Here is a 21927-nt window from a genome sequence, read left to right as displayed (position 1 = left end):
TATTTATTTACTCAAGGCAAAACGTAGACAAATTAACTTAACTAATGTCAATCCTCTTGCAACAGGCATTTGTCTAGTTATTTCTGCATCAAACAATTTACAGTGGTTTTATTCGTGCTCATATTTAAATAAATACTCTAGATATTCGCCAAATATCGTATATACGCAAACTAATCCTTTTTATTTTAATAAGTGGCTAGCTATAACAATCTTTTGAATTTGCGATGTTCCCTCAAATATTTCTAAAATTCGCTGGTCACGGTAAAATCTCTCTACTGGAAATTCCTTCATATATCCATAACCTCCATGAATCTGAACCGCTTTGTGCACAATTCTTTGACTCGCCTCAGAGGTAATTAATTTAGCAATTGCTGCTTCTTCGGATATTCTTCCTCCCCTATCTTTTAACGAAGCTGCATAATACGTATACATACGTGACACTTCCAACTCAGCCTTCATTTCTGCCATCATCCATTGCAAACCTTGATATTCAGCAATTGGTTTGCCAAACACAGGTCTTTCTTTTGCATACTGAACAGCAGCGTCTAAAGCAGCTTGAGACAGTCCCACTGCCATTGCTGCAATTCCAATTCTGCCCCTGTCTACAACCTGCATGGCTAGCTTAAACCCATCTCCCTCGTTTCCTATTAGATTTGCTTTTGGAATACGGCAATTTTCAAAGATCAATTCATCTGTTCGTGCTCCTCTTATCCCCATCTTGTCATCCTCTGCTCCAAATGAAAGCCCTTTTACACCATTTTCTACGATAAAAGCACTTATTCCTCTATTTCCTTTCGAAGTATCCGTCTTCGCATAAACGACAATAAAATCAGCATATCTGCCATTCGTAATAAAATGCTTCATACCATTTAAAACATATTCATCGCCCTCCCTAACTGCTGTTGTTTTCATCGATCCTACATCCGTTCCGCCAATCGGTTCAGTCAAAGCAAAAGCAAACAACTTTTCTCCTGTGCATCCTGGAAATAAAAATTTCTTCTTTTGTTCAGCAGTCCCTGCTAAAAATAGACCATCAATTCCTAAATAATGCGCAGTCAAAATGGATCCTGTAGCTGCACACCCACGGGTTATCTCCTCAACAGCAATTGCCTCAGTTATGGAATCAGCTCCTACGCCACCGTATTCTTCTGGATATGCTATGCCCAATAACCCTAATTCCCCCATTGTTTTCACATGTTCTATGGGGAATTCATTTTTTTCATCCAGTTCCTTTGCTCGCGGCACCAGTACATCTTTGGCATAATCTCTCACCATGTTACGGACACTCACCTGCTCCTCTGTATATGTAAAATTCATCGAATCGTCTCCTTATATTTTTTTATCATGTCTTCCGTATGTTCACCAAGTTTTGGCGCTGGATCTATTGTTATTTTGTCTACGCTCGAAAGCTTAATAGGATTTCCAGGAATTTTAAACCGACCACCCTCCGCTTGATCTACATCTACAAGCATATTCCTCTCTTTTATATATTCACTCTCAGAGATTTCTTGGATGTTATAGATAACCGAACAAGGTATTCCACCTTTTTCTAGTAACATCATCGCTTCTTCTTTCGTATATGGAGACAACCAATTTTCTATTTCTACTTTTAACGCTTTTTGATTCAATTGTCTGTTATGATCCGAATAAAAACGTTCATCAGATAACATATCTTGTCTGTCTATGATTAGACTAAATTTTTTAAACAGCGAATCATTCGCAATAGCAATTGCTAAATAGCCATTTTTCGTTTGATAAACATCAAATGGTGCACTAATTGGATGCCTGTTACCAATTCTTTGCGGAATCGCTCCTTCGACGGTATACCGCATAATATTACTTTCGAGTAGAGCATAAATCGAATCAACCATCGCTACATCGACGTACTGCCCTTCTCCTGTACGCTCACGATGGAACAATGCAGTAATAATCCCAATGGCAGCATTTAGCCCTGCACTAGTATCTCCTAAAGAGGCGCCCACTCTGGTTGGTGGAAAGTCATGGTAACCATTAATACTCATTATTCCCCCTGTAGCCTGAGCAATAAGATCATATGCAGGTTTTTCACTCCAAATCCCTTCTTGACCGAATCCGGAAATAGACGCATAAATAATATCGGGTTTTAATTGTCTTATCGATTCATAATCTAACCCAAACTTTTTCATGATACCAGGTCGAAAATTTTCAATGATAACATCGACATCTTTAACCATGTTCTTAATTAATTGAATGGACATTTCTTCTTTTAAGTTTAATTCAACGCTCTTCTTACCGGCATTTAAATAAACAAAATAACCACTCACTCCATTTTGGAAAGGTCCGAAAGAACGCGTATCGTCTCCTGAACCCGTTTTTTCTATTTTGATTACCTCAGCACCAAAATCGACTAATATTTTTGTCGTGAACGGACCAGCTAATACTCTCGTAAAATCTAAAACTTTTATTCCTTCTAATGGTTTCATAACAACCATTCCTCCTTCTTAAAATAGCAACTTAGCTAGCGGTATGATAATTATTAATGTAAGTACAACTCTTTGGAACCAAATAATGACCAGTTTAGATATCGGTATTGGAATATCAGTCGATATAATGACAGGTATTACTGCCGAGAAAAATAAAATAGATGATACAGACAATACGGCAACTATAAAACGAGTAGCAATCTCTGTGTCCACGACGATTAAAGAAGGAAGAAAAATTTCCGAAATTGATATAGCAGCAGCCTTAGCAGTTAATAAAGCCTCTGGTGCTTGAAGAACCCATGTAACAGGCAGAAAAATATATGCTACATAATCAAATAAAGGAGTATAGTAAGCTAAAAGGAGACCTAATAAGCCAACAGACATAATGGAAGGTAATGTATTCATTGTCATAATGAAGCCTTCTTTTAAATGCGAAGCTATGTTTACTATGAATTTAGGTGCTTGATCTGCTGCGTAAACTCCTTCCTTCCATGCATACCGTAATCTATTATTTTTAATCATTACTTCTGGATCCCCTTTTCCTGAAATATATGTGTCCTTCATATTTTTTAAAGGCCAAATCCTTACTGTAATTGCCGTTACAACAAAAGTAATGATTAACGATAGCCAAAAGTACAAATTCCAATGATTCATCAAATCTAATGTGTTGGCAATTACAATCATAAATGTCACAGAAACGGTAGAAAAACCAGTTGCAATAATTGCTGCTTCACGAATCGTATACTTTCCTTGAGTAAACACTCTATTCGTCACTAACAATCCAATGGAATAGCTGCCTACAAATGATGCCACTGCATCAATCGCAGAACGACCCGGAGTTTTAAAAACCGGTCTCATAATCGCTTGCATAAAAATACCAATAAACTCTAAAAATCCATAGCTGACTAACAAGGCTAAAAACATCGCTCCGATTGGAATCAAAATTCCTACAGGGATAATTAATTTTCCTAATAAAAATGGTCCTAAGTTAGGTTCAAACAGCCAAGCTGGTCCTACATTAAAAATAAGCATCGTTCCAAATACAAAACCAGCAATTTTAAACAAAGTAAATATGACATCGATAAAACTATAGTTCCAAGTTTTCTTCATGATTGGATAAACTGCTCCAAGAAATAGAATTAAAATAATATAACTATGGATAAATAGATTCGGAAGTGATTCTATAGCGCTTACAATATGATCAAGCAAGATAGATGTTTTTCCGTAAATTGTAATTGGAACAAAAAAGGAAAAAATACCACATAAACTAAACAACACAAATTTCCAACTAGCGAATTTATTTGTTGCTGAGCATTCGATTTGTGCTTCTATATTTTCCATACACGGCCCCCTCATTATTTATGCGCTTACATATTTAATTATTTTCTCTATTATATTTTTTCTGATATTATTTACATAGGGAATTATCTACAAAATCTAGCATTTTTTTAATTGAACTAAACCTATTGTGTTATTAAAAATAGCAATTACTTAATATTAACAAGATTTACTATTAAAATACTTATTCAAAAACACGATGAATAAACATGCTGCGTTTTGACAAGATAATTGTTTATTACCACATATAACAGAATCTTCTCGAGACAAAATAATCAATAATTCGCTGCGGTATTTTTTAAATTTTTAAACATCCCTTAAAGGAGGCCAATTCTGTGAATATACTAATCATCGATCGAGACACTACGGAAAGAACAGGAATCGAGTGGTTTGTCCGCTCCAATCAATTACCTTTTCAACATATTTATCATGCTGAAAACATCAAACAGGCAAATATGTTATTAAGTAAAGTTAAACCTCATGTAGTTATTTTAGAACTAGAAATCCTATCCAAAACAAATTTTGAATCCTTTTCAATGAATGTATTTCGTTTTTCAGAAAGACTAATCACCATGACAGCAGAGCCTGTATTTGAGCGGGCTTACCAAGCAATTGAGCTAGAAAGCAAGTCTTTACTAGTTAAGCCATTAAATCTAAACCAATTAATGAAAGCCTTAACAAATGCAGCACAAACTGAAGTTCATCATTCTGATACTTATTTTTCAAGAAATCAAGAAATATATCATTCTTTATTTATCAAAGCGCCATTAACAGATTCTATTCAACCTTATTTTTTACTGATTGAGGCAGAATGCGCAACGTACACGATCGATTTATTCCATTGGTTGCACAAAATTAATCTTCCTTTTACGGCAGAGTTTTTTCCGCTTCGTAATAAAGTAGTCTGTTTAGCTTACACGAATTATTCGTTTACAATTAACTCGTTAAAAACGGAGGCCTATAAAATGATTCAATTATGGAAAGAAGAATTTGACTCCAATATTAATATCGCTATTCATAATAGCTACATCAAGAGCGATAATTTGCAGCAAGCATATGTAGCAACAAAAAATATACTTCATATGCGCTTTTATAAAGGATTTAACCAGGTTTTTTTATCAGACGAACTGAATAAATTTATATCGTTTGACCCATTTTTAACTTCAACGGAACAACGCTTCTGGATGGAATGTCTGGAAAAAGGGGATATGGAAGGGATTAAAGATTATTTGTACAAGCAATTTACGAACCCGTTTCACGAATACCCAGAGCCGGAAATTGTCAGAATCCAGCTTACTAGTATTCTTGCGCAAATCAGACGTTTTATAAATAACTACAAGCTAGCAAAAATAGAAGACATTGAAAATAAATATCACCGAATGTTTCAAATTATTTTAAACAGTCCAATCCTCTATACAATTGTTCAGGAAATTATCTTGTTTTGTATCAACGTTATTCATTATTCTGGAATTCAAAAAGAAAAGAGAGATTTTAATTATGTAGAACGGTCCATTCGCTATATTGAACATCATTTTAGAAATAAGTATCTTCGTCTAGAAGATATAGCCAATCAATTGGAAATAAGCCCAAACTATTTAAGTCACTTATTATCATCTGAAGAAAAGCCTTTTAGAAGATTAGTTAATGAATATAGAATAAACGAAGCAAAAAAATTATTACGTAACACAAATGAATCCATTCAAAATATTAGCGATTTGGTAGGTTTCAAAGATCCCAATTATTTTTCTCGTGTTTTTAAACGATTTACAAATTCCACTCCCAACTATTTCCGACAAACCAAAACATAATAATCTGTTTTCATCACATCATTTATTGCCATTCATTCTATGATGTTTTTATAGACCTAAATTGCCACGAACTACTATACATATCGAGCTTATGATCATGTAAATGCCTGTACGACAAGCCTCCTGCGGGAAATCCGCTCGAGTTGCCCTATACTTAGTTCTTAACGATATTGAGTTAATTTCTAAGCTAAAAGTATCCTTTTTTTATTCACAAAAAATAATCAGGCAGGAATCTCCTTGCATAAAGACTGAAAATCTGCTATAGTACAGGCAATTGAATTACTTCCTGTTTCAATATTCTGTTGAAATGAGGATAGAGGTGCGGCATTCAAGAGTACACTATTGGAGGATAATGAGATCCTTTGAGAATAGTGAAAAGGGGATTTCGCCGAAGCTATGGAAAACCCATTGTTTCTATAGCTGGTTCTGCTATTGAATAAGTACAGAACTGTCATATAGGTGACTATATGGAGGGCTATCTGACGCTGAAACTTTCATGTGTTTCAAGCAGTAGCGATATGCTGTCGTTGCTGCTTTTTTGCGTAAAATCTTATGGCCTTCTCACCTAAACATTATTAAAAAAGGGTGTGAAGTAATGAAGTTTGGCCAAGTGGTTACTGCAATGGTGACCCCATTTGACAATGAGAAAAATATTGATTTTCAGGCTGTAGAAAGACTGGTAAATTATTTAATTGAAAACGGTTCGGATAGCGTAGTGGTTGCAGGTACAACTGGAGAATCTCCAACTCTTTCCAACGAAGAAAAAATAGCTTTATTTAAACATGTTGTTAAAACTGTAGATGGAAGAATTCAAGTTATCGCTGGTACTGGTTCCAATAATACAAAAGCATCAATAGAATTAACCAAACAAGCGGAACAAATTGGTGTCAATGCTGTTATGCTTGTTACGCCATATTACAACAAACCCTCTCAGGAAGGTATCTTTTTACATTTTCAAGCAATTGCTGAACAAACAAGTTTACCAGTCATGTTGTATAATGTTCCCGGAAGAACGGCTGTTAATATAAGTGCTGATACGACAGTTCGCCTTTCACAAATAGATAATATCGTATCGATAAAAGAAGCTAGTGGTGATTTGGATCAGATGGCAGAAATTATCCGACGAACGACGAATGATTTCTCCTTATATAGCGGAGATGATAGCCTGACATTACCAGCTTTAGCGATTGGCGCAACAGGTGTTGTCTCTGTAGCATCACATATTATCGGTAAGCAAATGCAAACAATGATCACTCAATTTTTTCAAGGAAATATTACGAAAAGTGCTGCTATCCATCAAAACTTGCTGCCGATAATGAAGGCATTATTTGCTCAACCAAATCCGGTTCCAGTTAAAACTGCTCTAAATTTAAAAGGGATCGCTGTCGGAGATGTCCGACTGCCAATGGTTCCGTTAACAAGTGAAGAAATCACTAGCTTAAAGCAAATTCTGGAAGCTTGATTCTATATCATGTTATAGTAAAATTGATCACTGGGGAAATCTCTGTTTGAAATAGAGATTTCTTTGTTTTTTTATAATTAGTTACGTTTCAGCTTTGGGGCGCTCTGTCAATCGGACATTCTCTATAGACTTCGAAGCGTTCTCTCGACTTCGGGATGCTCGAAACCGCACTCTATCATTACTGGGCAAATTACCTTGATTCGTTGATCAAGGTTTGAAGTATTATCCTACGATAAGTCCAAAAAAATTAAGCGGCAAAAAATAAATACACTTTAAAATAAGATCTAACTAGATGATAAGAGCTTTCTAAAAACCATTCAGGTGGCTAATAGCAAGCTTATTCTTTATTTGCCTTTAAAATGTTAATGCGGATCCTAACAGCCAATTTAGGTTATTGAGTCATGGCCTCTTTCATTTTCTAATCCTATAGAAATTACTATCATTTATCCATAAATCCATAATGATGCTGATATTTTCCCGCTAATTTTATTAGGAAGCAGATACATATTTTTATATAAGTCGATCTCTTTGCTATATATAAATTGTTATGAAATTTTAATTAAATTGTCGAATTATGCAAAAAAATGTCATGTTTTATCATTTTGCGCTAAGATAGGACTGAGGGAATAATATAAAAACACTTTTGGGAGGAAGAAAATCTTATGAAAGCTGCAGTATGGCATGGAGAAAAAGATATTCGAATTGAGGAAGTAAATTTAAAACCTTTAAAAGAGACAGAAGTGAAGGTAAGGGTTGCCTGGGCAGGAATATGTGGCAGTGACTTACACGAATATGTAGAAGGTCCAGTATTTATTCCAACGGAGCAGCCAGACGCTTTAGCTGGAGGAAAAGCTCCACTTACAATGGGACATGAGTTTGCAGGAGTAGTCGAAGAAGTTGGTGCTAAGGTAACCAAGTTCAAGCCTGGTGAACGTGTTGCAATAAACCCGACGATAACTCATGGCGAAAAGTCAGAAGATCTCGATCCGTATGACGGCTTCTCTTTTATCGGACTACATGCAGATGGAGGTTTTACATCATTTGCGAATGTTCCAGAAAATAACGTATATCGATTACCGAAGCCATTAACTTTACAAGATGGTGCATTAGTAGAACCTACAGCTGTGGCTGTACAAGCAGTTAAAGAGGGCGACTTAAAATTTGGCGATACAGTTGCTGTGTTTGGTGCTGGTCCAATTGGATTATTAACCATTATTGCAGCTAGAGCAGCTGGGGCAAGTAAAGTAATCGCACTTGATCTTTCCGAAACACGATTAAAAAAGGCAAAAGAAGTCGGGGCAACTCATATTATTAATTCTGGAAATACGGACCCCGTAAAAGCTATTTATGAGATTGTTCCTGAGGGTGTCAATGTTTCTTTTGAAGTTGCTGGAGTAGCTCCTACTTTTAAACAAGCAATAGAAGCAACGAAGCCACGTGGGACAATGGTAATCGTTTCTATTTTCGCTAGACCTATTGAGTGGAACCCAATGCAATTAACGAATAAAGGTGTAAAAGTAACATCAACTATTGCCTATACACCTACGTCGTTCCAACAAACCATTGACTTAATGGCAACCGGACAATTAAAGCCGCAATCAGTTATTACAGATCAAATTCAATTAGATGATATTGTTGATAAAGGCTTTGAAGCACTGACCAACGATAAGTCACAAGCAAAAATCCTCGTTGAATTAAGTGGAGAAAAATAAGCAATCTATTAATATGATAAAATACTAATTAAATCGGAGCTTACAAATAAATCGATGATAAGATTTATTTACAAGCTCCGATAGTTATTTCCATTTTTTACTTTTCCAAGCGACAGTGCTGTACCTCGGTAAATGCATGAACCTCCCCTATCATTTCAAAACAAAACAACTCTTTTTTTACATATTTAAAGCGGACGCTTCCAACTATTCACTATTTACCGACCTAACTCCACACTATAAAAAACGAACATTTATCATTAAAAATTCAAAAAACATATGTTATTGACTGATCATACTAAATAATGATAAAATAAATTCATGTTTTTTCGACAAAAACCTAACTTTTTTCTGGTTGTCATGGAGGTATTCACCGTGCAATTTAAACAACAATATGAAGCAATTAAAGCATTTAGCGAAGATATTTATCATCATCCCGAATTAGGCTATAAAGAAACACGAACAAAGCAACAAATACTTGCCTATTTAAAACGAGTAAATCCCGCGATTCAAATTGAAGAATTTAGTTTAACTGGCTTTAAGACAAGCTTAGGCAGTAAGGAAAAAGACTTGCATATTGCCTTTATCGCTGAATTAGACGCAGTTTATGCACCAACTCATATGTACGCTGATAAGCATACAGGAGCAGCACATAATTGTGGTCATTATACCCAAGTAGCGATTGCTCTGGCCTTGTACCAATACCTATTTTCAACGAAAGCCCATAAAGAACTTGATTTTAGGCTTAGTTTTGTATTTGTACCAGCAGAAGAATATTTAGACTTGGCTTATCGCGACAAGTTAATCGAAGAAGGAAAAATTAGCCATCATGGCGGAAAACCTGAAGCTATGAAATTTGGGGTATTTGATGATATTGATCTTAGCATTTGTGTACATGCCATCGGTGGAGAATTTTCTAAGCGAACAGTTGAAATTAACTGTGACCTAGCTGGTTTCTTATACAAAAAATATGCATTTCAAGGTAAAGCGACTCATGCAGGCTTTGATCCATTTTCCGCTAAAAATGCATATCACATGTCTACTTTGTTTAATACTGCGATTGGACTTGGACGTCAACAATTAAAGGAATCAGAACATGTTCGTATTAATCCAATCATTATGCAGTCCGACATGTCCACCAATGTTATTCCCAACCATATTGTCGTTGGGACGGACTTAAGGACAAAGTCAGTAACTTATTTAAAAGAAGCTGCTAAAAAATTAGATGATGCTGCTAAAGGAAGTGCCATAGCCTTACAAGGGAATGTCACCATCGATACTCAGATGGGATATTTGCCATTTAAGCAAGATCGTTACTTATCTACCTTTGCCGAAGAGGCGTTTCATGAAAATGATGAAATTGAAGAGCTTTTTAATGATAATTTTATTAGTGCCGCTGGCGACATTGGTGATTTATCTTTTATGATGCCTTGTATTCAAATTGGTTATAGTGGATTTACCGGAACAATTCATGGTGATGATTTTATCGATATTGACCCAGCATTTATCTATGAAATTTTCCCAAGATTTTTAGCCCAAACACTTAACAAAATGAGTGGAAGTATTGATAAATCCAAGCTGTACAAACGCAGCTATAAAGATTATAAAAAGTTAATTGAATCTATAATTCATCCATAAAATGAATCCTCCATCAGTGGGGTTTTTCCTTTATCCCTCACTGATTGTTAGTACCACAAGGCTTTGATCTAAAGGCCTCTGAACAGAATCAGGCATTTTACTTGCAGTTGGATCGCACGCTTTTCTTCCTAGGTTTCACCTTGTAGCATGGAAGGGCAAGAGGCTGGTCTAACTGTCAGTTACATGCAGGATAATTTATACGTAGGAAAGAGGAAAATGATGAACAAGAATTTCATTTATTTAGTTATCTTTGCTCTGGCTATCATTACGATCGCTGAACTAATCGGTTTTCAAGCCATTGCGATCGGCCCGTTTACAATTGGGATACTTCCTTTAGTTTTTGCAATTATTTTAACAATGCTTTTAGGGATAAAGCTGTTTCGTAAAGGTTTTTGGAAAAACGTATATAGTGATAAAAATATTAATTTTGCAAGTAAGTACTTAATATTCATTATGCTTCCTTTAATGGCAAGATATGGCGCAGATGTTGCACCACAAATCCGTGAAATTCTTCAAGTTGGCTGGGTATTTCTTATTCAAGAATTTGGAAACCTCGGTACAGTCGTATTTGGGTTGCCAATTGCCATTTTAATAGGACTAAGAAGAGAAGCAATTGGTGCAACCTTAGGAATCGGTCGTGAAGGAGAGCTTGCATATATTTCGGAGAAGTATACCTTGGAATCTAAAGAAGGTAGGGGAGTTCTTTCTCTTTATATTATTGGTACGTTATTTGGAGCGATCTTCTTTAGCGTGTTCGCCCCAATTTTACTGGATTTTGGATTAAGGGTAGAAGCACTCGCAATGGCGTCCGGAATGGGTTCAGGAAGTATGATGAGTGCAGCATCGGCAACATTAGTCGCAAGGGTACCTGAGATGGAAAGCACCATTTTAGCCTATGCATCAGCTAGTCAGCTCCTCACCAGTTTTCTTGGTACATTTACGATGGTATTTTTAGCTGCACCATTACAAAGGTTTATGTATAATAAACTGGTTCGAGGTGAAAAGAAATGAACGAGAAATTACGAAAATATATAAAATACGGTCTGATTCTACTATTAAGCGTTGGTTTGATTTTATTTACGCAAGAAATTAAGCTTTTGAAAAATCCTAGCTCAACACCTGTTACTACGATGACATTTGTTGGTCTTGGTGTATTATGGCTATTTTCCATGATTGGAATTATCGTATCCGATGTGATGCAAAAATCCAGCATTAAAATCATCCGTGACTTTCCAATTTTAGGATGGGTTTCGATTACGTCGCTTATTCTATGTTTAATCAGTGATTTTTTTGTTCAAGCAATTCAAGCAGTCGATTTCTTATCCATCACAACACCGATTCTTACATTTGCCGGTATTTCAGTTGCTAATCGACTAGTTGATTTGCGAAATACCTCTTGGAAAATTGCTATCGTTGCTATCTTTGTTTTTACAGGAACATATGCAGGAAGCGCGATTCTTGCACAACTTGGTCTATTTTTGGCTAATAATTAAAAGTGTTGCCATGATCTTCTTGACGATGAATGCTTAGAGAAATCGCTAGATATAGAAATGAAAGCTTTTTATGGTAGTAGAACATTCTACTGACGTAGGGTCATCAATAGCATTGTCGAGAAAATATTTGAAAAGGGCTGCCAATGTTGCCATATAAGGTGACTTTTTGTGCAGCCCTTTGTGCTGTTTTATCATTCTAATCCAGCTTGACCTACTAGTCTATGATGCTACGAGTTTCTTAAATATCTTTTGCTACATCCTATCTATTGACTAAAGCACATCCATATATTGATGTTTTACTAAATCAAGTATGTGTTTTTGCTTTAAATAGCTTTCAGGAACAAGGAATGTAACTGTAACCACACCAGGATGACGTCCAATTTCAATGGAGCCATTAATCGTAGCACGATTCATTACTTCCGGAACAGGTATATTAAAAAATGCAGCTGCTCGTTCCAACCCATTTGTTGTTGCTTCATTTAAATCTGCACCTGAACCTACAAAGGAAACTGGTAACATTTCTTCTAGTTCAGCAACTTGCCAGTGTTCAGCCAATACCTGTGCTCTCTCTTTTTCCTCTTTGGTAAACGGTTTAGCCAAATATGGGAGATCCTCGTAAACAGGTACGATAATCGGTCCGTCTACTTTTACTCCTTTTAGCACATTTACTTGTAAACTAACAATCCCAGCTACATCGGTAGTGTGACCGGCAATTTCACCATCTCCTTGCATGGCATGCATATCACCGAGATAAACCCCTCCCCCTGTTACTTTTACTGGACATATTACAATAGCACCTGCACGAACACGATTAATATCCATATGACCATCTGTTCGTTCCCCCAGTTCTTCCTTCGTAATGGCATAATCATGCGGAGCGTTGATTAAAAATTGACCAAAATCTCCCGCATTATGAGAATCAGGAAATGGTCGTGATGGTGTAGTACCTAATTGTCCTAAAAATGGTCGTAACCTTGCTATCGTACCAGGCATCTGATAAGGAGCAAAAGTTACAATTGGATTTTGAATGGAATTTTCTGGTGTAGCCATATAGCTTTTTCCATCTTTTGCAACTTGTTCAGCAGCCGCTTTATTCAAAGTTATCCCAACCGTTTTTTTATCATTAAATGCCATTGTATAAGCATGTGTAAATGTAAATGGCGTAATGTCTTTATCACAGTTTTTACAATGGACTGCTTTCTCACCAATTCCTTTAATGATGGTTTCAGGGTTGACCGTACCACACCCTGGACATTTAGCGGCAACAAATGGATCACCGTTAAAGCGGCCATCTACAGGCTTATCATTTCCAGAAGCAGTAGCAATTGATGTAACCTTAATTGATTTAAGATGAATAGCAATCGCATCACCTATCTCCGCTCCCTCCACATAGACAGGCTTTGTTACTTCATGACCACCTTTCAGAGCTGGAGTAATCATAGGCCCCCAACATCCCGGAGTTGTATTAGCAATAATATATCCCCCATCTTTTACCGCGTATTCCATTTTTCGAGCGGGATCAAGAATTCCATCTGTAAACTCATTAACATAAACGGTTTGCTTCGCCTTCATCATCCATCACTCTCCACATAAATAGTTTATTCCCTGCTTTTCACATAATTGTTCATTATTGAGCATATCTAGAGAAGTCAATTCAAGTAAAAAGCAATTTACCGACTCCTAGTAAAGCATGTTTACATAAGCTATATGCTCAACTTTTATTATAACTCATTTTGGGAGCGCTTACTATTAAAGCAGATTCCGTTCATAAATCTTTGGAATATATACAGACTAAAGAACGTTAAAAAAAGAATGTACAAGCGCTCGGATAGCGACGTACATACGGATAACTTTTAAAGAGATGAAGTTAACTTCATTCAAGGAGCCGCTTCTCTCACAAAGCTCGCAAAATAAAAGTGGATTTTTTGGAAATGAGAGAAGTATGGCTCCTTACATTCAGATAAAGAAAGCTAGATGATGGTAAGCTTCAGGCGCAGCCGCCAACTAGTTGCGCGAATACTTAAAACATCAAAATTTTACTACATTTGTATCTACTTTCTGTGCTGGAATTTTTTAAGGTAGAAAATAAATCTCTGCCTATGTGAACATTTTTCTTCTGTATATATATGGAATCTATAACAGGTTTTTTATAAAAAACTAGTACTTACTTTCTGCTAATCTAATCGAAAACAAATTCCTCATCTAGTTTTTGCTTTTACCTATATCATTCGTCTTATTCGTACACATTAAGGTGTAAATATTTAACTTTGATTAGCCATGTAGTCCTTTACCTTTTCTCTTAATGCTGCTTTTAAAAACTTTCCTACAGATGTTTTAGGAAGTTCATCCATAAATAATATTTCGTCTGGTAGCCACCATTTCGCAAACTGTGGTTGCAAAAATGAAAGGATATCCTCCTTGGAAACGGTTTGCTTATACTTATTCTTTAATACAACACAAGCAACTGGACGTTCTTGCCACTTCGGATGTGGAACAGAAACAACTGCCGCCTCGTAGATAGCTTCATGTGCCATTAATGTATTTTCTAAATCAACCGATGATATCCATTCACCCCCACTTTTAATTACGTCTTTCGTTCGATCCACAATCTTAACAAAACCTTCCGCATCAATGGTAACAACGTCTCCTGTATAGAGCCAACCATTACGAAAGGCTTCTGTACTTCGCTCATCTTTATAATAGGAATCGGCAATCCAAGGTCCACGAATTAAAAGTTCGCCCATGTCAATACCATCTTTCTTAATCTCTCCATATTCATTAACTGCTCTAATATCAATACATGGAGCAACTATCCCTTGCTTCGCACGCAACTCCAATCTTTCTGCTTCTGGAAGCTGTTCTTGATAGCTTTTGAGTCTGGAAAATAGAGCAAGTGGTGCTGTTTCTGTCATTCCATAAGCGTGATAAAATGGAATTCCGTATTTCGATTCGAAGGCTTGGATCATTCCCTTCGGTGCAGCAGCCCCTCCACACAACACCCCGCGCAAACTATCTGTATTATAATGATTTTCCTCTAGTTCTTGAAGTAATCCAAGCCAAATAGTTGGCACACCAGCAGTAATCGTAACTGCCTCCGACTCAATCAGCTCTGCTAAAACCTTCGGAGTTGGAAAGGGTCCCGGTAATACTTGCTTAGTTCCGAACCAAGTTGCAGCAAATGGCATTCCCCACGCATTAACGTGAAACATGGGGACAACCGGCATAGCAACATCTGATTCTGAGATTGCAGCTGTATCGGCTAAACCTAAAGCCATTGAATGTAACACAAGTCCGCGATGAGAATAAACGACACCTTTAGGCTTGCCTGTAGTTCCCGATGTATAGCATAGGACCGCTGGATCTTGTTCATCCATATTTTTAGAAAATGTAAATGTCCGATCAGCATTTTCCAATAGCTGTTCGTAAGCATATAGTGATTTTATTGCTGATTCTGGTAATATATTTTCATCCATCATCACAATAAATGCTTCCACCGTAGTGAATTGATCCTGTAATTTTTCTAATATTGGTAACAGTTCCTCGTCCACAAATATTACTCTATCTTCTGCATGATTTATAATATGCACAAGATGCTCGGTTGATAAACGAATATTAATCGTATGCAGTACAGCACCGATGGCCGGCACAGCAAAATATGCTTCTAAATGCCGATGATGATTCCAAGCAAACGTACCTACTCTATCCCCTTTTTTAATCCCAACGTTTTTTAACACATTCGCCAATGCTCTTGTTCGCTCACCCAGTTCGCGATAGGTTAAACGATGAATCTTTTTTTGCGTACGAGAAACAATCTCTTTTGTAGGAAAATACGTCTCTGCACGTTCTAACAAAGATACGAGAGATAAAGGCGTGTCCATCATCATAATTTGCCCCCTATACATTTAACTAGATAATGATTTTCCTATTTGTAGTGCTTCACGAATTTGATACTTTAAAATTTTTCCCGAAGCATTACGAGGAATTGCTTTCTCTTGAATGATTTCTGTCGGCACTTTGTACTTGGCCAGATGATTACGGCAGAAAGCCTTTATTTCCTCAGCATCTAATGCTTCCCCATCTTTGGAAACAACAATAGCAACGACTTTCTCGCCCCATAACTCGTCTGGCAAACCAACAACAGCTGCCTCCAATATGTTTGAATGTTGATACAGTGCTTGCTCCACCTCCGCAGAATAAATATTTTCTCCGCCGGAAATAATCATATCTTTTTTTCGATCAACAAGTGTTATAAAACCCTCTTCATCGATAATAGCCAGATCTCCGGTATACAGCCAACCGTCCCGGAGTGTCTCTTTTGTTTCATGTGGTTTTTTATAATACTCCTTCATCATCATTTCACTTCGAATAATAAACTCTCCAACTTGGTTAGCATATACATCTTCACCAGCCTCATTAACCACTCTGACCTCTGTTAACAACATAGGCTTCCCACCGGCACCCATATTCGTTTTATGATCCTCAGGCAATAGTAAAACACCGCCAGGACCACCTTCTGTTAAACCACACATATTATAAAATTGATCATTTTGAAACAATTTCATCGCTTTTTCTAATAATGCTACCGGCATTGGCGCTGCTCCATATCCACAACGCTTAACAGAGGATAAATCAAAGTTGTCACTGTTCGGTACTTGAAGTAAAAAATTATACATCGTTGGAACTGCGAAGAAAAGACTTATCTTATATTTTTCAATATCATTCAATACTTGTACGGGGTTAAAATCCTTATGAATAACCTGTGAACTTCCTAAAAGTGTTCCAGTTATCATGAATAGATTTAATTGAGCTGAATGAAATAGAGGTGCTACATGAAGTAAATTATCTTCTGGTCCGATCTTCATCATAATGGAGGATGTAAGTGCTACGAAAAGAATACGATGATGATCAAATAATGCTCCCTTAGGCGTTCCTGTTGTTCCTGACGTATAAAGTATTTCTGCATCATCTGTTTCGTTTACTTTAACAGGCGGCTCCGACTGATTGCTGCTCATTATTTCTCTAAGTTTGTACTGTTCTTCTACTATATTTTCATTTACGGATACTTGCAGCAATAATTGCTGATTCTCTTTTCCTATCTCAGCTACAAAAGCAGCATATTCTTCATCAAAAAATATCACCGAAGCATCTGAATCCCCTATAATATATTTAACTTCTGCCTTCGCCAAACGATAATTAATGGGAACAGCTATTGCACCAACTTTCATAATTGCATAAAACACAATCATAAACATATGGGAATTTTTCATTAACATAGCTATTTTGTCACTTTTACTTATGCCTTGTGCAAGTAAACCATGAGCGAGTCGATTTACTTCTTCATTTAATTGCCTGTATGTGTACACTTTTTCTCCATAGTAAATTGCCTGTTTATCCGGGTAACGGTTGGCGTTTCTAGCTAAAGTAGTCCCAAGATCCATCTTCATCACTCCCTCGTATATTATATTTAGGCGTTATTTTTTCGCCCATTGTTTCTTATTAGTTCATCTGTTTTATTTCTTGATAATTTATACGTGCGTTAAACCCATCGTTTTACACTACGGTCGGACGCCTTTTGAAGGTCTGCTTGAGCTTCCTCACTCGCAAAAAACGCTTGTTACGGGGTCTAAAGGCTCATGCTTTTCCCGCAGAAGTCACCGCCTTTCGTACCAAGCTACTTGTTTCCTGCTTATTCTATGAATGGATATGTCCAATAACTTGGACATGCCGTGATGTTCCTGGATAATGCTCTTAGGATTATTTGGGACAATTCTTTTCAATCCTGCGGGTCATAACCGCATTGTAAGACTGTTCCCCAGTGTGTGTTTCGACCTTCATACAGGCAGGCGTACAACTTGATGAATGTTGGAACCTAGATGTTAGTAGCTTTAGGACGGCTTTCGATGCAAGGATAATACTCATACACGAGGTTGCTGATCAATGTTCACACTAGGGCGTCACGAGCATCTCAAGTTTTGGTTCCAATGATTCTAAATGAAAGGAATGTTTCACCCCATGAAATTATTTGTTGGTTTGGATGTTAGTTTTTTGATATTAAGGTTTGCTTTTTAAACGGTGAAGGAGGTGAATTGAATTCCTTCACAGTGGCCAATGATTTACCTAATGCCACACAGCTAAAAAGACTTTCGTTTTAAAACTTCTTCTGTATGCTCACCAAGTTTTGGGGCTTTGTTTCGAAACGATCCAGGAGTTTTTGATAATTTAATCGGGATACCTATTTGCTTTATCATTCCTAAAGAAGGGTGGTAGGTTTCTTTAATCATCTCGCGTTCTTTAACCTGCGGATCATCGATTAATTCTGCAAAAGTTTGTACTGGGGATATACACGACTCATTCTTTGGAAAAATTGCTAACCATTCATCCAATGTTTTTCGAGAGATAATTTCTTGAATTTCATATTTTAAACGATGCTGCTCACGCAATGGTGCTTGTTGAAGTGGGATAAAGTCATCTTTCCCAATCGTATTACAAAAAACCTTCCAAAATTTAGCCTCCAATGCACCAACAGCAATCCAGCGATAATCCTTCGTTTCATAAACCTCATAACAAGCAAGGCCGCCACTTAACATTTGTTCACCACGTTTTGGCAACTGATTAGTAGCCATGAAATGAGGTAATACGGTTTGCATCCAAGCGATTGTCCCATCCATCATTGAAATATCTATAAATTGTCCGCTACCCGATTTTTCTCTCGCAATTAGAGCTAATAAAATACCTAATGCAGCTGGATATGCACCTCCCCCAATGTCGGCAATTTGTACAGCAGGAATGACTGGCTTTCCCCCGCTCTCGCCCATTAAATGAAGTAAGCCGGCATAGCTGATATAATTAATATCATGACCAGCTTTCTTAGCATATGGACCTTGTTGCCCAAAACCAGTTATACTACAATATATAATTCCTGGATTCATGGATTTCAACGTCTCATAATCTATTCCAAGTTTTTTCATTACCCCTGGGCGAAATGATTCGATAACAACATCAGCTTCTTCTACTAAACTAAAGAAACATTCTTTTCCTTCCGCTGATTTTAAATTTAAACAAATGCTTTTCTTATTGCGATTAAGGGAATGGAAAATGGCACTATTTTCATCCAACTTCGGCTCATAGTCCCTGGCATAATCACCAACTTTAGGATCTTCTATTTTAATGACTTCAGCACCAAAATCTGCAAGCAACATGGTACAATAAGGCCCCGGCAATAAGCGTGTCAAATCGAGTACACGAATTGATGTAAGCGGCAAAACACCACCTCCATATTAATTTTTAACTTGGCTGGTAACAGCCCTTTAGCGTATAAGCCACAACCTATTCAACTCTTAATTAAAACAGATGCCTATTTTTATCCCTCATGTAAGGTGCCGTAAGTTTCTCACTTCAAGTCCTGAGTTCGTGCAAAGAGTCAAAGTGGGAGAAAACGGCACCTAAATGCCCGATTCGTTCAAGGGCCTTTAGGTCATACCTTTAAGGTACTAACATTCCGTGTAAAAAGCATTCCAAGGAATGAAGTTTCACTTTATTTAAGTTAATCGTTCAATTATCGTTGCATTTGCCATCCCATGCCCCTCACACATGGTTTGTAATCCATAACGTCCTTCTGTCCGTTCCAACTCATACATCATAGTCGTCATGAGTCGAGCTCCGCTTGCACCAAGTGGATGCCCTAAAGCAATTGCCCCTCCATTTGGATTGAGCTTTTTGGGGTCTGCTCCTGTTTCTTTCAGCCAAACTAAAGGAACGGAAGCAAAGGCCTCATTCACTTCAAAAACATCCATATCTGAAAGGGATAGCCCTGCTTTCTTCAGTACTTTTTCTGTAGCCGGAATCGGTCCGGTTAACATGAATGTAGGATCAGAACCAATAACGGTACGAGCAATAATCCGAAATTTAGGTTTTACTCCTAATTCAGCTGCTTTTTCCTGAGACATGATTAACAGTGCTGCAGCCCCATCACTAATTTGACTGGAGTTTCCTGCCGTAATTGCCCCATCTTCTTTAAAAGCCGGCGTTAACTGTCCAAGCTTTTCTAAATTTGTGTTTTCCCTCGGTCCCTCATCTTGATTCATGACAGTTTCTGAACCATCTTCAAGTTTCACTTTTAATGGCATGATTTCATCATCAAAAGAACCTTGTTTACTAGCTGAAACTGCTTTTTCATGACTCTCTAATGAAAATTCATCCATCTGTTGTCGGCTTAGTCCCCACTTATTAGCAATTCGTTCAGCAGATAGACCTTGATTAATAATTTCATATTTAAGCGACAGATTCTCATTGATTTTAACCCCTTGCATATTAGATCCCATTGGCACTCGAGTCATATGCTCAACCCCTCCAGCTACGACTACATCCATATCTCCACTTATAATGGCCTGTGCCGCAAAATGTACGGCCTGTTGACTGGAACCACATTGTCTATCGATCGTTGTTCCCGGTACTTCAACTGGATAATCAGCAATTAATGCAGCTTGACGGGCAATATCAAAAGCTTGCTCTCCTACCTGTGACACACACCCATAGATAACATCTTCCACGAACTCTGGTGATATACCAGCTCGCTTTACCACTTCCATTAATGGTTTTGCTGCTAAATCTTCTGCGCGAATTTCACTTAACATGCCTTTACACCTTCCAATTGGTGTTCTAACTGCTTCTACAATTACTGCTTCTCGCATAATTATCATCCTTCCTGATTTTAAACCCCTGTTGTAAACCCTTACAACAATTGCAATCTTTACTGTTTTGCAAGTAACTGATAGGGAGTGTTCAAACACATCTACTAAACATGAAGCTATGAATGAATATACATATTTATACTTGTCATTTTCATAATCATTATAATCCCATATTTTTGCTAATAATCACTTTCATAATTTCATTCGAACCTGCATAAATGGAGGATACAGCCGTATCTCGGTATCTTCTGGCAATCTCGTATTCTTCCATATACCCATAACCGCCATGGAGTTGCATACATTCAGCAGCAACTTTTTTCACAAGATCTGTGCTCCACCATTTTGCCATTGATACTTCTGTAACCAGATTTTTTCCTGCCATATGAGATTTAATTATTTGATCAACAAAGACCCTTCCCATTTGAAATGCAGTGTTCATTTCTGCCAACTTAAATTGCGTATTTTGAAATTGACTAATCCTTTTTCCAAAAGCTCTTCTTTGCTTCACATAATCCGTTGTCAAATCGATCATTAATTCAGTAGCTGCAATACTTTGAATACTTACAATTAACCGTTCCTGCTGCAAATTTTCCATTAAATAATAGAATCCTTTTCCTTCTTCCCCCAATAAATTTTCAGCGGGAACCCGTGCATCTTCAAAAATTAATTCACACGTATCATTCGCATGTTGACCAACCTTCTTCAATTTCTTTCCTCGCCGAAATCCTGGTGTATCCGCCTCTACAACTAGTAAACTAATCCCTTTATGCGCCGGCTTTATATGCGGATCAGTTTTGCATACAACTACAATCAAATCGGCTGTATAACCGTTCGTAATAAAGGTCTTTTCACCATTTAAAATATACGTATCTCCATCTTTTATTGCTGTTGTTTGAATTGCGGCCAAATCTGACCCCGCAGCCGGTTCTGTCATCGCTATTGCAGATATGATATCTCCTGTTATCGCACCAGGCAGCCATTTTTTCTTTTGATCTTCTGTACCATATGCATAAATATATGGCATTACAATATCATTATGTAACCCTATTCCAACCATTGCAGTGCCAACTCGTTCCAATTCTTCGTTAAGAACCACAGAATAGCCAAAATCTGCTTCATATCCACCGTATTCCTCCAAAGCCCACGGACAAAGATATCCCCGCTTTCCCGCCTGCCGCCAAAATGATCTTGGTATTTGCTGATTTTGTTCCCATTCAGCAAAATGTGGAGCCGCTTCTTGTGCTAAAAATTTTCGTAAGGAGCTCCTGAAAATCAGATGCTCTTCCAGTAAAAAGTCTCTTTCCACAACACATATCCCCCCTAGAAT

At 37.2% G+C, this 21927-nt stretch carries 15 protein-coding genes, 1 pseudogene and 1 riboswitch; of the genes and pseudogenes, 7 read left to right on the top strand and 9 right to left on the bottom strand.

What is annotated here, in order from left to right; all coding sequences use genetic code 11:
• Nucleotides 1-180: 180 nt before the first annotated feature.
• From JNUCC74_RS04980 to JNUCC74_RS04970, 3 genes are read right to left on the bottom strand one after another with little or no spacing between them, the layout of a single operon-like run.
• Complete coding sequence (locus tag JNUCC74_RS04980) at nucleotides 181-1317, bottom strand: acyl-CoA dehydrogenase family protein (RefSeq protein WP_454067157.1); 1137 nt, start codon at nucleotides 1315-1317, stop codon at nucleotides 181-183.
• On the bottom strand, nucleotides 1314-2462 hold the full coding sequence (locus tag JNUCC74_RS04975; RefSeq protein ID WP_454067156.1) for a CaiB/BaiF CoA transferase family protein: 1149 nt from the start codon (nucleotides 2460-2462) through the stop codon (nucleotides 1314-1316). Before JNUCC74_RS04975 ends, JNUCC74_RS04980 begins: the two co-directional genes overlap by 4 nt.
• 18 nt (nucleotides 2463-2480) lie before the next feature.
• A complete protein-coding gene (locus tag JNUCC74_RS04970; RefSeq protein ID WP_454067155.1) occupies nucleotides 2481-3803 on the bottom strand; it encodes a YjiH family protein in 1323 nt (440 codons plus the stop codon).
• Between the two features lie 332 nt (nucleotides 3804-4135).
• Here JNUCC74_RS04970 and JNUCC74_RS04965 point away from each other — a divergent pair, with 332 nt between their 5' ends.
• The 6 genes from JNUCC74_RS04965 to JNUCC74_RS04940 all read left to right on the top strand — a co-directional run bounded on the left by JNUCC74_RS04965 (nucleotide 4136) and on the right by JNUCC74_RS04940 (nucleotide 11910).
• Nucleotides 4136-5608: a helix-turn-helix domain-containing protein gene (locus tag JNUCC74_RS04965; protein ID WP_454067154.1), complete on the top strand. Its 1473-nt coding sequence runs from the start codon at nucleotides 4136-4138 to the stop codon at nucleotides 5606-5608.
• A gap of 306 nt (nucleotides 5609-5914) precedes the next feature.
• A riboswitch (Lysine riboswitch) is annotated at nucleotides 5915-6094 on the top strand.
• Nucleotides 6095-6203: 109 nt separating this feature from the next.
• The gene (gene dapA, locus JNUCC74_RS04960; protein ID WP_454067153.1) at nucleotides 6204-7070 is read left to right on the top strand and encodes a 4-hydroxy-tetrahydrodipicolinate synthase; all 867 of its coding nucleotides are present in this window, start codon (nucleotides 6204-6206) and stop codon (nucleotides 7068-7070) included.
• Nucleotides 7071-7732: 662 nt separating this feature from the next.
• Nucleotides 7733-8782 carry a 2,3-butanediol dehydrogenase gene (locus JNUCC74_RS04955; protein ID WP_454067152.1) on the top strand — a complete coding sequence of 350 codons (1050 nt, stop codon included), beginning with the start codon at nucleotides 7733-7735 and terminating at the stop codon, nucleotides 8780-8782.
• A gap of 372 nt (nucleotides 8783-9154) precedes the next feature.
• The gene (locus tag JNUCC74_RS04950) at nucleotides 9155-10417 is read left to right on the top strand and encodes a M20/M25/M40 family metallo-hydrolase (protein ID WP_454067151.1); all 1263 of its coding nucleotides are present in this window, start codon (nucleotides 9155-9157) and stop codon (nucleotides 10415-10417) included.
• 219 nt (nucleotides 10418-10636) lie between these two features.
• Entirely contained in the window at nucleotides 10637-11428 is a 792-nt protein-coding gene (locus tag JNUCC74_RS04945; RefSeq protein ID WP_454067150.1) for a DUF3100 domain-containing protein, read from the top strand.
• Nucleotides 11425-11910: a hypothetical protein gene (locus JNUCC74_RS04940; RefSeq protein WP_454067149.1), complete on the top strand. Its 486-nt coding sequence runs from the start codon at nucleotides 11425-11427 to the stop codon at nucleotides 11908-11910. The genes JNUCC74_RS04945 and JNUCC74_RS04940 overlap by 4 nt, the downstream gene beginning before the upstream one ends.
• Before the next feature lie 270 nt (nucleotides 11911-12180).
• Here the strand turns inward: JNUCC74_RS04940 and JNUCC74_RS04935 are convergent, their stop codons facing one another.
• From JNUCC74_RS04935 to JNUCC74_RS04925, 3 genes are all read right to left on the bottom strand, one after another.
• Complete coding sequence (locus JNUCC74_RS04935; protein WP_454067834.1) at nucleotides 12181-13482, bottom strand: acetamidase/formamidase family protein; 1302 nt, start codon at nucleotides 13480-13482, stop codon at nucleotides 12181-12183.
• 689 nt (nucleotides 13483-14171) lie between these two features.
• Nucleotides 14172-15791: a long-chain fatty acid--CoA ligase gene (locus JNUCC74_RS04930; RefSeq protein WP_454067833.1), complete on the bottom strand. Its 1620-nt coding sequence runs from the start codon at nucleotides 15789-15791 to the stop codon at nucleotides 14172-14174.
• A 21-nt stretch (nucleotides 15792-15812) separates the two neighbouring features.
• Entirely contained in the window at nucleotides 15813-17348 is a 1536-nt protein-coding gene (locus JNUCC74_RS04925) for a class I adenylate-forming enzyme family protein (protein ID WP_454067148.1), read from the bottom strand.
• Between the two features lie 574 nt (nucleotides 17349-17922).
• Here JNUCC74_RS04925 and JNUCC74_RS04920 point away from each other — a divergent pair.
• Nucleotides 17923-18050: pseudogene (locus tag JNUCC74_RS04920) on the top strand (IS110 family transposase); the annotation flags it as partial.
• On the opposite strand, the gene JNUCC74_RS04915 reads toward JNUCC74_RS04920, so the two are convergent.
• From JNUCC74_RS04915 to JNUCC74_RS04905, 3 genes are all read right to left on the bottom strand, one after another.
• Nucleotides 18042-19172, bottom strand: coding sequence for a CaiB/BaiF CoA transferase family protein (locus JNUCC74_RS04915; protein ID WP_454067147.1), 1131 nt, complete (start codon nucleotides 19170-19172; stop codon nucleotides 18042-18044). The pseudogene JNUCC74_RS04920 and the gene JNUCC74_RS04915 sit on opposite strands and share 9 nt — an antisense overlap.
• Nucleotides 19173-19448: 276 nt before the next feature.
• Nucleotides 19449-20600, bottom strand: coding sequence for a thiolase family protein (locus JNUCC74_RS04910; RefSeq protein WP_454067146.1), 1152 nt, complete (start codon nucleotides 20598-20600; stop codon nucleotides 19449-19451).
• Nucleotides 20601-20760: 160 nt separating this feature from the next.
• Entirely contained in the window at nucleotides 20761-21906 is a 1146-nt protein-coding gene (locus JNUCC74_RS04905) for an acyl-CoA dehydrogenase family protein (RefSeq protein WP_454067145.1), read from the bottom strand.
• Nucleotides 21907-21927: the final 21 nt, after the last annotated feature.

The organism is Cerasibacillus sp. JNUCC 74 (genome assembly GCF_053667775.1).
Note: the sequence above shows the minus strand (reverse complement) of the source record. Positions and strands in the feature narration are given on the sequence as shown.

Excerpts from the sequence above, each read along its gene's own strand:
- JNUCC74_RS04980 (WP_454067157.1), bottom strand. The coding sequence starts at position 1,317 with ATGAATTTTACATATACAGAGGAGCAGGTGAGTGTCCGTAACATGGTG.
- JNUCC74_RS04975 (WP_454067156.1), bottom strand. The coding sequence starts at position 2,462 with ATGAAACCATTAGAAGGAATAAAAGTTTTAGATTTTACGAGAGTATTA.
- JNUCC74_RS04970 (WP_454067155.1), bottom strand. The coding sequence starts at position 3,803 with ATGGAAAATATAGAAGCACAAATCGAATGCTCAGCAACAAATAAATTC.
- dapA (WP_454067153.1), top strand. The coding sequence starts at position 6,204 with ATGAAGTTTGGCCAAGTGGTTACTGCAATGGTGACCCCATTTGACAAT.
- JNUCC74_RS04955 (WP_454067152.1), top strand. The coding sequence starts at position 7,733 with ATGAAAGCTGCAGTATGGCATGGAGAAAAAGATATTCGAATTGAGGAA.
- JNUCC74_RS04945 (WP_454067150.1), top strand. The coding sequence starts at position 10,637 with ATGAACAAGAATTTCATTTATTTAGTTATCTTTGCTCTGGCTATCATT.
- JNUCC74_RS04940 (WP_454067149.1), top strand. The coding sequence starts at position 11,425 with ATGAACGAGAAATTACGAAAATATATAAAATACGGTCTGATTCTACTA.
- JNUCC74_RS04935 (WP_454067834.1), bottom strand. The coding sequence starts at position 13,482 with ATGAAGGCGAAGCAAACCGTTTATGTTAATGAGTTTACAGATGGAATT.
- JNUCC74_RS04930 (WP_454067833.1), bottom strand. The coding sequence starts at position 15,791 with ATGATGGACACGCCTTTATCTCTCGTATCTTTGTTAGAACGTGCAGAG.
- JNUCC74_RS04925 (WP_454067148.1), bottom strand. The coding sequence starts at position 17,348 with ATGGATCTTGGGACTACTTTAGCTAGAAACGCCAACCGTTACCCGGAT.
- JNUCC74_RS04910 (WP_454067146.1), bottom strand. The coding sequence starts at position 20,600 with ATGCGAGAAGCAGTAATTGTAGAAGCAGTTAGAACACCAATTGGAAGG.